Origin of the sequence: Deinococcus aetherius, from assembly GCF_025997855.1 — a bacterium.
Classification (GTDB): domain Bacteria; phylum Deinococcota; class Deinococci; order Deinococcales; family Deinococcaceae; genus Deinococcus; species Deinococcus aetherius.
Window position 1 is genome coordinate 140,544 of record NZ_AP026561.1, and the last position, 12,295, is coordinate 152,838.

Here is a 12,295-nt window from a genome sequence, read left to right on the forward strand (position 1 = left end):
GCGTGAGATACGACTTCGCGGTGATCGGCGGGGGCATCGTGGGCCTCGCCACGGCCTACGCCCTGGGACGGCGATATCCCGACGCCCTGATCCTGGTGCTGGAGAAGGAGGAGGCGCTGGCGCGGCACCAGACCGGCCGCAACTCGGGCGTGATCCACAGCGGCATCTACTACGCGCCCGGCAGCCTCAAGGCGCGGCTGTGCCGGGCGGGGAACGTCAGCATCCCCGAGTTCTGCGACGAGCACGGCATCCCCTACGACCGCTGCGGCAAGGTGATCGTCGCGACCCGCCCCGAGGAGCTGCCCGGCCTGGAGAAGCTGCGGCTGCGCGCCGGGGAACACGGCCTGCCCGTGCGGTCCCTGAACGCCGAGGAGGTGCGCGAGATCGAGCCCCACGTCGAGGCGCTCGCGGGCCTGCACGTCGCCAGTACCGGCATCGTCGATTACACCGAGGTCTGCCTCGCCCTCGCCCGGGAGGTGGAAGCGCGCGGCGGCAGGATTCGTCTGGGCACCCGGGTGGAGGCCCTGCACCGCGACGAACGCGGCTACCGCATCGAGACCAACGCGGGCCCCTTCGCTGCCCACTACCTCGTGAACTGCGCGGGGCTGCACAGCGACCGGATCGCGCGGATGGCGGGCTCGGACCCCGGCTGCCGGATCGTGCCCTTCCGGGGCGAGTACTACGAGCTGCGGCCCGAGAAGCGCCACCTCGTCAAGCACCTGATCTACCCGGTGCCCAACCCCGACTTCCCCTTCCTGGGGGTGCACTTCACCCGGATGATCGACGGCTCGGTTCACGCGGGGCCGAACGCGGTGCTGGCCTTCGCGCGCGAGGGCTACCACAAGACCAAGGTGAACCTGCGCGACCTCGGCGACGCGCTGAGCTACTCGGGCTTCCTGCAACTCGCGCGCAAGAACGTGGGCGAGGGGGCGAAGGAGATGTGGCGCTCGGTGTCCAAGCCCGCCTTCGTGCGCAGTCTCCAGGCCCTCATCCCCGAGGTGACGGAGAATGATGTCATTCCCAGCGAGGCCGGAGTGCGTGCCCAGGCGCTCACCCCCGACGGGAAGCTGGTGGACGACTTCCTGCTGATCGACGCTCCCGCCGCCCTGCACGTCTGCAACGCGCCTTCCCCCGCTGCCACGTCGTCCCTGGAGATCGGGAAGACCATCGCCGCCCGGGTTCAGGCGCCCGCCCACCTCAAGCCCGTTCCGACTCAAGGGCTCGCCGCCGAAGGAGTGCTCGCATGAAGATTCTCGTCACCGGCACCGAGGGCTACCTCGGCTCCCTGCTCGCCCCCGAACTCCTGCGCCGGGGCCACACCGTCCTCGCCGTGGACACCGGCTACTACAAGGCGGGCTGGCTCTACAACGGCACCGACACCACGGCCCTGACGCTCAACAAGGACCTGCGGCAGATCACGGCCCAGGACCTGGAGGGCGTGGAGGCGGTCGTCCACATGGCCGAGCTGTCGAACGACCCCCTCGGGCAGCTCCTCCCCAACATCACCTACGACATCAACCACGCGGGCTCGATCCGGCTGGCGAAGCTCGCCAAGGCGGCGGGCGTCACGCGCTTCGTGTACATGTCCTCGTGCAGCGTCTACGGGGTGGGCGGGGCCGACTTCGTGGACGAGACTTCCGAGGTCAACCCCCAGACCGCCTACGCGGAGTGCAAGGTGCTCGTCGAGCGCGACCTGCGGGAGATGGCGGACGACACCTTCACGCCGACGTACCTGCGCAACGCCACCGCCTTCGGTGCCTCGCCCCGGATGCGCTTCGACATCGTGCTTAACAACCTCAGCGGGCTGGCGCGGACGACTGGGGAAATCCGGATGACCTCGGACGGCACACCCTGGCGGCCCCTCGTCCACGCGCTCGACATCGGGCAGGCGATCATCGAGGTGCTCGAAGCCCCGCGCGAGGCCGTCCACAACGAGGCCTTCAACGTGGGGAGCACCCAGCAGAACTACCGGGTGCGCGAGATTGCCGAGATCGTGGCGGAGGCCTTCCCCGGTTGCAAGCTGTCGTTCGGCGAGAATGGGGCGGACAACCGCAGCTACCGGGTGAATTTTGACAAGATTCACGCGGCGCTGCCAAACTTCCGCTGCGCGTGGGACGCCCGGCGCGGCGCCCAGCAGCTCGCGGCCCTCTTCGAGAGAATTGACCTCCAGGCCTCCGACTTCGAGTCGCGGGGCTACACCCGGCTCAAGCAGCTCGAATACCTGCTGCGCACCGAGCAGATCGACCACGACTTCTACTGGCGGCCCACCCCGGTGCCCCAGCCCGTCCTCGAAGGGAGGGGCGCGTGATCTTCACCGAGACCAAACTGCGGGGGGCCTTCATCATCGACCTGGAGGTCCGGGAGGACGAGCGCGGGGGATTTGCGCGCACCTTCTCGCAGGATGAGTTCGCGGCGCACGGCCTGAAAGTGGACGTGGTGCAGGCGAACCTGAGCTACAACCACCGTGCCGGAACGTTGCGCGGGATGCACTACCAGCTCCCGCCCGCCGCCGAAACGAAGCTCGTGCGCTGCACGCAGGGCGCGATCCTCGACGTGATCGTGGACCTGCGGGAGGGTTCGCCCACCTACCTCCAGCACATCGCCGTCGAGCTGACCGCCGAGAACCGCCGGGCGCTGTACGTCCCCGAGATGTTCGCGCACGGCTACCAGGCCCTCACCGACGGGGCTGAGGTCGTGTACCAGGTCGGCGAGGCGTACACCCCCGGCTATGAGCGCGGGCTGCGCCACGACGACCCGCAGTTGGGCATCCAGTGGCCCATGCCGGTGACGGTGATCTCGGCGAAGGATCAGGCGTGGACATTGCTCTCGGAGCGTGAAGGGGTGACGACATGATCATTGTGGACACCGCCCTGCGCCGCCGTGAGGCCGAGGGACGCCCGGTGAAGGTGGCGATGATCGGCGCGGGCTTCATGGGTCGGGGCGTTGCCAACCAGATCATCAACTCGGTGCCGGGGATGGAACTCGTCGCCGTCTCCAACCGCAACGTCGCCAGCGCGGAGCGGGCGTACACGGAGGCGGGGCGCACGGACTTCGTGCGGGTGCAGACGCAGGAGGGGCTTGAGGACGCGATCCGCCGGGGCCAGCCCGCCGTGACGGAGGACGCCCTGTTGCTGTGCCGTTCCGAGCAGGTCGACTGCGTGATCGACGTGACGGGCGACGTGGAGTTCGGGGCGCAGGTGACGCTGGAGGCCATCGCGCACGGTCGGCACATGGTCACCATGAACGCCGAACTCGACGCGACGGTGGGGCCGCTCCTCAAGCGCCGGGCGGATGCAGCGGGCGTGATCCTGACGGCGGCGGACGGCGACCAGCCGGGCGTGCAGGCGAACCTCTACCGCTTCGTGCGGAGCATCGGCCTCACGCCGCTGGTGTGCGGGAATATCAAGGGCCTGCAAGACCCCTACCGCACGCCGACGACGCAGAAGGCCTTTGCCGAACGTTGGGGCCAGAACGTGCAGATGGTGACGAGCTTCGCGGACGGCACCAAGATTTCCTTCGAGCAGGCCATCGTGGCGAACGGCACCGGGATGCGGGTCGAGAAGCGCGGGATGCGCGGCACCGAGTTCCCCGGGCACGTGGACGAGCTGACGAAGATGTACGACGTGGACGAGCTGCGGCGCCTGGGCGGCGTGGTGGACTACACGGTGGGAAGCAAGCCGGGTCCCGGCGTCTTCGTGCTCGCCACCCACGACGACCCCAAGCAGCGCCACTACCTCAACCTGTACAAGCTCGGCGAGGGTCCCCTCTACTCCTTCTACACGCCCTACCACCTCTGCCACTTCGAGGTGCCCTTATCGGCGGCGCGGGTGGTGCTGTTCGGGGACGCAGTGTTGCAACCCCTCGGCGCTCCGACGGTGGACGTGATCGCCACGGCGAAGACCGACCTGCCCGCCGGGACGGTGCTCGACGGTCTGGGCGGCTACCACACCTACGGCCAGTGCGAGAACGCGGACGTGGTGGCGGCTCAGCAACTGCTCCCGATGGGCCTCGCGGTGGGTTGCCGCCTGCGCCGGGCCGTCACGCGGGACCAGGTGCTCACGTACGACGACGTGGAGTTACCGCAGGGCTCATTGGCCGTCGCCCTGCGCGCCGAACAGGACCGGATGTTCGCGCCGGTCGCGGTGAGCTGACGCCAGATTTATAGCTTGGAGAGAGGGTGGCGGAGTAGTCGCCACCCTCTCTCCTTTGTCAAACCCACCGAATAAAGGTCAGGTAAAAACTGATTAAGCTGGTCAGACCTGACGTGTTATGAGAATTTCATATTTCACATTTCAGTGAAAATGAAGTACGCTCGATTCTGTGCTGCTGTGCTCCTCATCGGGGAGAAGCTACATGAAAGCGACCGCCGTCTCACGGCGTCTGAACTGAGCTGATCGTTTCCTTACTATACCTCAACTCGACAGGAACAAGGTGCGTCAGGCACCGGCGGGGGCCAATTTGAAGAAATCCATTTCCAACCGGGATGTGGAGCGTATTGCCCATCACGCCGGGTTGACGACCGAACAGGTGCGGGCGGCGCTTGCCATGCGCGGCGACGTGTTTCCGGAGTTGCAGGACCGGGTGGCGGCGAGCGCGAGCGAGTTGCGTTACACGATCACGGTGCGCGACCGTGTGGCGATGGCGGCCGGGACGTCGGTGGCGACGGTCAACCGCGCGTACCGGCCGGAGGCCCGGCATCTCGTCCGCCCCGAGGTCTTGCAGGCCATTGAGCGGGAGGCGGCCCGGATGGGGTACACCCCCGACCCGGTGGCGCAGGCGCGGCGCACCCAGCAGAGCACCATCGTGGCGATCTGCCCCGAGATGACGCACCTGTCGAGCCCGTACCACGCGGCCCTGATCCGCGCCCTGACCGAGGTCGTGACCGAGCGCGGGCTGTACCCGGTAATCACGCCCATTCCACAAGACCGGTTGCTGCCCGACATCGCGCAGTCGAGCATCACCAGCCTGGTGGTGCTGTGGGAGGGGCCCCGCACGAACCAGCAGGCGGCGGCCCTGCGCGCGGCAGGACGGCAGGCGGTCCTCATTGGGCACCACGAGCGGCTGCCCAGCGTGGCGCCAGACTGGACCGAGGCCTACGAGCGGCTCACCCACCGTGCCCTGGAGCAGGGCTACGACATGCTGCACCTGGGGTACTACAGTGAGCAACGCTGGGCGGCGAGCGCCCGCCTGGAGGGCATGGCCCGCGCGCTGGCGAGCAGCCGCCACCAGCCGCGCCTGAGGCTCTGGCTGCACCCTGACCTCGACCTCACGCGGGCGGTGGAGGCGCTGCACGCGCAGGAGATGTACGCCGCCGCCACCCTGCTCACGGTGCTGGCCGGGACACCGGGCGCCCTGGAACGCCGCCCCCGCCTGGGACTGGAGGGCATCATCCAGGAATTGACGGAGGAGTTGCGCCGTCTCCAGAAGGACGGCAGCCAGCGCGTCGCGCTGCTCGGCTACTCCGACATGACGATCCGGCAGCTCATGTGGCAGCTCACGGCGGACGGCTCCGGGCTGCGGCTGGGCGACCACCTCGGGCTGGCGGGGCACGACAACCTCGAACCCATCATGCGCTACCTCAACCCGGTGCTGACCACCATCGCCTACGATTTCAGCGACTTCGCCGGGCAGCTGATCGACCAGATCGACCCCGAGAACGAGGGCGGCTTCACCGGTCTTCCCACCGAGCTGATCCTGCGCGAGTCGCTCTGACCCGAACCGGCCCCGCCCCGCTCACCCCCGCAAGGAGGAGCGTGGGCGGGGCCGGTTTGTGGGTTCAGGAGCCCGCTTCGGAGCCCAATCTTCCCAGCGGCAGGGGCGTTCCCGTGCCCAGCGCCCGCGCGTAGGCGGCGCGCAGGACCGGAACCTGATGCTCCCAGGCGAGCTGATCGCGCATCCGGCGCAGCCCGGCCTCCCCCATCGCCGCCCGTCGCTCCGGGTCGTCGAGCAGGGTGAGGAGTTCGTCGGCGAGGGCCTGCGCGTCGTTGGGGCGGGCGTACACCGAGGCGTCCCCGGCGGAGGCGCGGCCCTCCTTGAGGTCGAACTGCACGATGGGTTTGCCCAGCGACATGTACTCCACGATCTTGTTCATTGAGGAGACGTCGTTGAGGGGGTTGAGAGGGTCGGGGTTCACGCACAGGTCGCAGGCGGTGAGGCGCTCCAGAAGGTCGTCGTCGGGGATGCGCCCGGTGAATTCCACGTACTCGCCGATCCCGAGCCGCTCGGCCAGGGCCTTGAGGTCCGCCAGGCTGGAGCCGCCGCCGATCAGCATGACCTTCACGTCGCGCCGTCCCCGGTCCACCATCTCGCGCACGGCGTGGAGGAGGTAGTCCACCCCCTCCTGGGGCCCCATCACGCCCAGATAACCGACGAGGTATCGGAAGCCCGCCCGGTGCCGCTCGCCGCCCGGCCGGGGCCGGAAGCGCTCCAGGCTGGGGGCGCTGCGCACCACGAAGACCCGGTCGGGCCGCTTGCGCCCGCGTGTGAGGGCAATCTTGCGGTAGGACTCGTTTGTGGAGATCACCACGTCGGCCAGCAGGTAGGTCAGCCGCTCGGCGAGCACGAGGGCGCGGTAGGGCAGGTCCTGACGCCCGAACTTCGTGATGTACAGCTCGGGGTTGACGTCGTGCTGGTCGAAGATGAAGCGGGTCCCGTACAGCAGCTTGAAGGGGGCCGCGACCAGAAAGATCAGGTCGGGCGGATTGCAGGCGTGGATGACGTCGAAGCCGCGTTCGCGTCGCACCCGCCAGGCCAGGCGCGTCTCGTGCCACAGGGCGGCGAGGTACTCGCGCACGAAGCCCAGGCCCGCGTTGCTCTCGGGGGGCAGGGGGTGGCGGTACACCGCGATGTCCTCGATGGTCTCGAACCGCTTCTCGTACCCCTTGCCGGTCGGGCAGATCACCGAGACGAGGTACCCCGCGTCGCGCAGGGCGGTCGCCTCCATCCAGACCCGGCGGTCGAAGGGGACGGGCAGGTTCTCCACCACGATGAGGACCCCGCGCTTGAGTGCCCCGGGGGCGACGCCTTGGCTCACCAGGCCACCCCACGGATATGGAGGTGCGCGGGCGCCCCCTTCAGGCTCGCCACGTCGAAGACGGGCACGTCCGGCCCCAGGCCCTCCAGGATGCGCGCGAACTCGGGGAGATTCTGGGTGACCACGACCGCCTGGGCGTCGTGGACCAGTTCCTCCGGGTCGTCGGTGAGCAGGCGCGAGACGTGGGGCAAGCGGCGCTCGATGTACTCCTTGTTCGCGCCGAGGAGCTTGGCGGTCTGCACCGCCTGATCGAGGATGCGGACCTCGCACCCCTTGCCGATCAGCCGCTCGACGAGTTCGACCGCCGGGCTCTCGCGCAGGTCGTCGGTGCCCGCCTTGAAGGCGAGGCCGAGCACGGTGACGCGCCGGGCGCCGGTGGCGAGCACCGCGTCGGCTACCCGCTCGATCTGGCTGCGGTTGCTCTGCGGCAAGGAGGCGAGCAGCGGCACGGGCACCTCCTCGCGGCGGGCGAGGTGGAGCAGGGCGCTGACGTCCTTGGGCAGGCAAGAGCCGCCGTAGGCGAAGCCGGGGCGCAGGTACGCGGGCGAGATGTTGAGCTTGGTGTCCTGCACGATGAGATTCATCACCTCGCGCCCGTCCACGCCCATCGCCTTGGCGAGCAGGCCGATCTCGTTGGCGAAGGTGATCTTGAGCGCGTGGAAGGCGTTCGCGGTGTACTTCACCATCTCGGCGACGCGCGGCGCGACCACCAGCAGGGGCGCGGGCACGTCCGCGTACAGCTCGCGCAGAGCGGCCTCGGCCACGGGGTCGTCGCTGCCGATGATCGTGTACGCGGGGGCGTCGAAGTCGCGGATGGAGCTGCCCTCACGCAGGAACTCGGGGTTGAAGGCGACGTGGACGTCGGTGCCCTGAGCGGCTTCCCGCAGGATGCCCAGGCAGGTCTCGGTCGTGCCGGGCAGCGCGGTGGAGCGCAGGACGACCACGTGGGGGCGGCGGGTCTCGGCGAGAGCCTCCCCGATCTGCTCGCACACGCGGTACACGTACGAGAGGTCGAGCGCCCCGTTGGGCTGGCTCGGTGTGCCCACCGAGACGATGCTGAGGTCGGCCTCGCGCACCGCGCCCAGCACATCGGTGGTGGTCCGCAGCCTCCCCGACTGCACGCCCTGGAGCAGCAGCTCGTCCAGCCCCTCCTCGACAATGGGCGAGCGGCCCGAGGCGATCATCTCGCACTTCTGGGGGTTGACGTCCACCCCGATGAGGGTGTGGCCGCGCTGGGCGAGGCAGGCGGCGGTAACCGCTCCAACGTATCCGAGACCGAAAACGGCGACTTTCATAGAACCTCCAGGGTGGTGTGCAGGGTGACGGGCAGGGTGGCGGTGAGGGTGGCGCGGAGAGAGGGGCTGGCCTGCCGGGCCCCGTAGCGCGGGGAGTACCAGCCGAGCGGGGTGGTTCCGGAGGCGGGGTCGGTCTCGCCCTGGTCGCAGCGCACCCGGAGCCGCCCGTCGAAGCGCACCCGCAGGGCGCCGCCCGGCCAAGAGACCCGCCACGCGTCCGGGGACTCGGGCTGGACCTCGCAGTCAGGGTGCAGGTGCAGGTGCAGGCGCAGGTGGTGGCGGCCCCGGCCCCCGATGTGGTCGGTGACGCTCAGGAGTCGGCCGCTCAGGTCCAGCTCCCGCTGGTGGACGGGCGCCCCCAGCAGGCGTTCGTAGCCGTCGTGCGAGGCCACGAGCCGCCCCCCCTCCTCACGGGGCTCCCACAACTGGGCGATGGCCCCGACCCGGTGGGCCCACAGGAAGGCGCCCGCCTGGGTGCTCTGGTCTTGCAGGTCCACCTCGACGGTGTTGTGCGCGGCGGTCGAGCGGAAGTAGCGCCGCCACTGCGCATCGGCATGGTAGGCGGACGTGCCCGGGTCCACCACCACCTCCTGGGGGCCCACCGACAGGGTGAAGTGCAGCGCGTCCGCGTGCCCGTGGTCGCCCAGGGCCGTGGAGCCCAGCGCCCCGACCGCCGTGAGCACCCGCACCTCGCGGGGGGTGCCCTGTCCTGACCCCAGCACGTACAGCCCCGCGTCGGGGTAGGCGAAGCTCGCCTCGAAAGCCTCCGGCTCGTAGCGCAGGGGCACCCGGTCGTCACCGAGCAGCAGGGTCGCGCCGAGTCGCCCGCCCTGGGGCTCGGGCACGGGCACACCGAGCCAGTCGCGGCCCACCCGCAGCAGCCAGTCCACCCGGGGGGCGCCGCGCGGCTCGAACTGCACCGCCAGCGCCTCGTCCGAGTCCCCGTAGCGGGGCAGCAGGTCGCCCGGGCCGCGCAGGCGGTCGATCACCCGGATGGCCCGCGCCAGCCGCGCGAGGTAGGCCGGGTGGAAGGCGTCCCCGCAGCGCTCGCCCAGCAGGGCCGGGAGGAGGAGGAGTTCGGTGGCCCAGACGTGGTGCCCGAAGCTCAGCTCGCGGTTGACCCCGCTCTCGAGGAGTTGCAGGGTGGCCTCCCGCGTCAGGGCCGCCTTGGCCTCGCGCTGCCACCCGGGGGAACCCGAAAAGACCGGCCAGGTCACGCTCGCCACGTACTGCCCGGCCAGGGCCGCGAGCAGGCTGGCCCCGCCGGACGCCCCCGGCCGCGTCTGCTCCTCCAGGAACTCCTGGTGGCGGTGCACGCTCGGCCACAGCGGGGAGTCGGGCCCGAACCACACCCCCCACTGGGGGTGGGCACGCAGCAACTCGTAACACCACGCCCAGGCCATGAGCCGCAGGCCCGCCTCGGCACCGCTCAGCCAGTTGACGCCCCTTTGCGGCGGGTTCGCCAGGATCCAGTCGGCGATTCGGGCCGCCGCGCCCGTGGCGTAGCGGTCCTCGCCGGTCAGCGCGTAGGCGATGGCGAGCACCGTCGTGTGGTGGTGTCGGCTCTTCTCCCAGATCGTCCTCAGGCGGCCCTGCACCTCCGGGTCGTGACTGCTGGACGCGGGCCCGCAGGCGTCGGGGTCGGCGTAAAGACCCGTCACCTCGCAGCGGTGCCAGTCGGTGAGGCCGCCCGGGGTGGGATCGGAGGGCGCGTCCGCGAACGTGAAAAAGCGCCAGCGGCCCTGCAAGATCTCCCCGGCCTCGCGCAGCAGGGCGGCGCGGGTCGCCTCGTCCACCGCGCGCCTCAGACGGGGCGGGCTCAGCGGCAGTCCGTAGAAATGCTGACGGTGCGGGCGCTCAAACAAGACGTTCTCCACTCTTCCCGCCGCCTGCTGGCGTCCGCGCGCTCCGGCCTGCCCCCGCCCGACCCGCCACGCTCCCTCCTCCGGGGTCCTCTCCCGTCTCGCCCGCCTCGCCCCCTGGGATCCGGTGCTCACGCCTGCCCCCGCGCCGCCCTCATGCCATCACCGCCCGCGCCCGCACGGCCTGCAACCACAGCTCCAGGCACACGGCGGTCCAGGCGAGCTTCGCGCCGCCCGTCTGCGAGAGCGCCGCCGGGGCGAGCAGGGCCTCCAGTTCGGCCGCCGACATCCAGGTTCGCAGGCCCGCCGAGGGGGAGAGCAGCAGGTCGCGGGTCATGTCCCGCAGCGCCGGATTTGTGGTCATCCACTCGCCCAGCGGCAGACGGAAGCCGCTCTTGGGCCGCTCCAGCACCGCCTTCGGCAGCCGGTCCCCGAAGGCCTGGCGCAGCGGCATCTTGCCCCGCAGCCGCTGAATCTTGACCCGGCCCGGCAGGGCGACCGCCCAGGGGGTGAGCCGCACGTCGAGCAGGGGCACCCGCTGCTCGATGGACGCCTGCATGGTCGTGTAGTCCCCACGGTGGAGCAGGTTATTGGGCAACCACGCCTCCAGGTCGAGCACCTGCATCCGCTGGAGGTCCGACCATCCCTGCGGGTACCCCTCCAGGCGGTCCTCGACCCAGTGCCGGGCCCGCTCGGGGCGCGCCCCGGCGCTCACCAGGGCCCCCACCAGGGAGGGCGGCGCGTCGTCGTTGGCGAACCAGCGCATCCAGCGCGCCGCGCGGTCGGGCTCACCCAGGGCGTCGGCCGCGATGCCGAGGCGGCCCCGGCGTCCCAGCCAGCGGTTCCCCAGGCGCATGGCCGGGCCGAGCGGGCGGGCCAGGCCGTCCACGGCGTACTTCGGGTAGCCGCCGAAGGACTCGTCGCCGCCCTCGCCGGAGAGGACCACCTTCACGTCCTGGGCCGCGCGCAGGGAAAGCTTGAGCATGGCGATGTCGGCGGGCTCCGAGAAGGGGCCGTTCAGCGAGCCCGAGAGTCGGGGGGCGAGCGCCGCGAAATCCTCCGCCCCCACCGTCACGGGATGCAGCCGCGCCCCGATGTGGTCGGCGACCAGCCGCGCGTACGGCAGCTCGCTCGCCTCGGAGGACGCGCTCTCGAAGCCGACCGCGTAGGCGTTGAGGGGACCCTCCCCCGCGCGCGAGGCGAGGACCTGGGCGACCACGCTGGAGTCCAGCCCGCCACTCAGGAAGCAGCCCAGCGGCACGTCGGCGAGGGCGTGGTGCTCGACGGAATCGAGTACCCGGCGGCGGACCTCCTCCGGGGAGACGTCGCCCACCCCCTCCTGGCGGCAGCGTTCCACCTCCTCGACCACGCTGCTGAAGCGCACGTGGATCACCGCGTTCGCCTGCGGGGCGACCAGCAGCGCGGTGCCGGGCTCCACCCGCTTGACGTTCTCGTACAGGGTATTCAGGCCCGCCGGGTGACGCGAGGCGAGGGTTTCGAGCACCGAGCTGAGGTCGAGGTCGGTGGACACGCCCGAGAGGTCGAGCAGGGCGCCGATCTCCGAGGCGAAGAACACCGAGCCGTCGCGTCCGCGCGTCCAGAAGAGCGGTTTGATGCCGAAGGGGTCACGCGCGATCACCGTGTTCCCGTCGCGGCGGTCGTGCAGGGCGAAGGCGTACATGCCGCGCAGCCGCGCGAAGCCCGCCACCCCCCAGGCGAGGTACGCCGCCAGGATCACCTCGGTGTCCGAGCGGGTGGCGAACTCGTACCCGCGCGCCTCCAGCTCGCGGCGCAGCTCCAGGTAGTTATAGATCTCGCCGTTGAAGACGACCGTCGTGAGCCCGTGCACGTCGCTCATGGGCTGCGCGCCGCTCGACAGGTCGATGATGCTCAACCGCGCGTGGCCCAGGTGGGCGCTTCCCACCAGCGCGGTCGTCTGCGCGTCCGGGCCCCGGTGGCACAGCGCCGCCAGCCCGAGGGTTTCTGTGGCCGTGGGCCGCCTGCGCACACTTCCGATAATTCCGCACATGTCCTGTTACCCTCTCCCCCGGGCCCTATGCCCATTCCCTCGTCCGGCCCCTCGGCGAACCGCGCCGCCCCTCTCC

The 12,295-nt window shown here is 70.5% G+C and carries 9 protein-coding genes; 5 read left to right on the forward strand and 4 right to left on the reverse strand.

Going from position 1 to position 12,295, the window contains the following annotated elements; translation table 11 throughout:
* The first annotated feature begins 2 nt into the window (after positions 1 to 2).
* The 5 genes from lhgO (at position 3) to DAETH_RS16910 (ending at position 5,712) form a co-directional block, all read left to right on the forward strand.
* Entirely contained in the window at positions 3 to 1,247 is a 1,245-nt protein-coding gene (gene lhgO / locus DAETH_RS16890; protein WP_264777878.1) for an L-2-hydroxyglutarate oxidase, read from the forward strand.
* Positions 1,244 to 2,308, forward strand: a complete 1,065-nt coding sequence (locus DAETH_RS16895) for an NAD-dependent epimerase/dehydratase family protein (RefSeq protein WP_264777879.1) — start codon at positions 1,244 to 1,246, stop codon at positions 2,306 to 2,308. The genes lhgO and DAETH_RS16895 overlap by 4 nt, the downstream gene beginning before the upstream one ends.
* The gene (gene rfbC / locus DAETH_RS16900; RefSeq protein ID WP_264777880.1) at positions 2,305 to 2,853 is read left to right on the forward strand and encodes a dTDP-4-dehydrorhamnose 3,5-epimerase; all 549 of its coding nucleotides are present in this window, start codon (positions 2,305 to 2,307) and stop codon (positions 2,851 to 2,853) included. Before DAETH_RS16895 ends, rfbC begins: the two co-directional genes overlap by 4 nt.
* Positions 2,850 to 4,151: an NAD(P)H-dependent oxidoreductase gene (locus DAETH_RS16905; RefSeq protein WP_264777881.1), complete on the forward strand. Its 1,302-nt coding sequence runs from the start codon at positions 2,850 to 2,852 to the stop codon at positions 4,149 to 4,151. The genes rfbC and DAETH_RS16905 overlap by 4 nt, the downstream gene beginning before the upstream one ends.
* 307 nt (positions 4,152 to 4,458) lie before the next feature.
* Entirely contained in the window at positions 4,459 to 5,712 is a 1,254-nt protein-coding gene (locus DAETH_RS16910; protein ID WP_264777882.1) for a LacI family DNA-binding transcriptional regulator, read from the forward strand.
* A gap of 64 nt (positions 5,713 to 5,776) precedes the next feature.
* Here DAETH_RS16910 and DAETH_RS16915 read toward each other — a convergent pair whose 3' ends face one another.
* Genes DAETH_RS16915 through asnB form a run of 4 tightly spaced genes read right to left on the reverse strand, consistent with a single transcriptional unit; the run spans position 5,777 to position 12,219 of the window.
* Entirely contained in the window at positions 5,777 to 7,033 is a 1,257-nt protein-coding gene (locus tag DAETH_RS16915; RefSeq protein ID WP_264777883.1) for a glycosyltransferase family 4 protein, read from the reverse strand.
* Positions 7,030 to 8,328: a UDP-glucose dehydrogenase family protein gene (locus DAETH_RS16920; RefSeq protein ID WP_264777884.1), complete on the reverse strand. Its 1,299-nt coding sequence runs from the start codon at positions 8,326 to 8,328 to the stop codon at positions 7,030 to 7,032. Before DAETH_RS16920 ends, DAETH_RS16915 begins: the two co-directional genes overlap by 4 nt.
* Entirely contained in the window at positions 8,325 to 10,325 is a 2,001-nt protein-coding gene (locus DAETH_RS16925) for a heparinase II/III family protein (protein WP_264777885.1), read from the reverse strand. Before DAETH_RS16925 ends, DAETH_RS16920 begins: the two co-directional genes overlap by 4 nt.
* Positions 10,326 to 10,344: 19 nt before the next feature.
* Positions 10,345 to 12,219 carry an asparagine synthase (glutamine-hydrolyzing) gene (gene asnB, locus DAETH_RS16930; RefSeq protein WP_344870026.1) on the reverse strand — a complete coding sequence of 625 codons (1,875 nt, stop codon included), beginning with the start codon at positions 12,217 to 12,219 and terminating at the stop codon, positions 10,345 to 10,347.
* Positions 12,220 to 12,295: the final 76 nt, after the last annotated feature.

What these genes read in the sequence shown, in the direction of transcription:
- DAETH_RS16895 (WP_264777879.1), top strand. Translation starts at nt 1,244, where the DNA reads ATGAAGATTCTCGTCACCGGCACCGAGGGCTACCTCGGCTCCCTGCTC.
- DAETH_RS16905 (WP_264777881.1), top strand. Translation starts at nt 2,850, where the DNA reads ATGATCATTGTGGACACCGCCCTGCGCCGCCGTGAGGCCGAGGGACGC.
- DAETH_RS16920 (WP_264777884.1), bottom strand. Translation starts at nt 8,328, where the DNA reads ATGAAAGTCGCCGTTTTCGGTCTCGGATACGTTGGAGCGGTTACCGCC.
- asnB (WP_344870026.1), bottom strand. Translation starts at nt 12,219, where the DNA reads ATGTGCGGAATTATCGGAAGTGTGCGCAGGCGGCCCACGGCCACAGAA.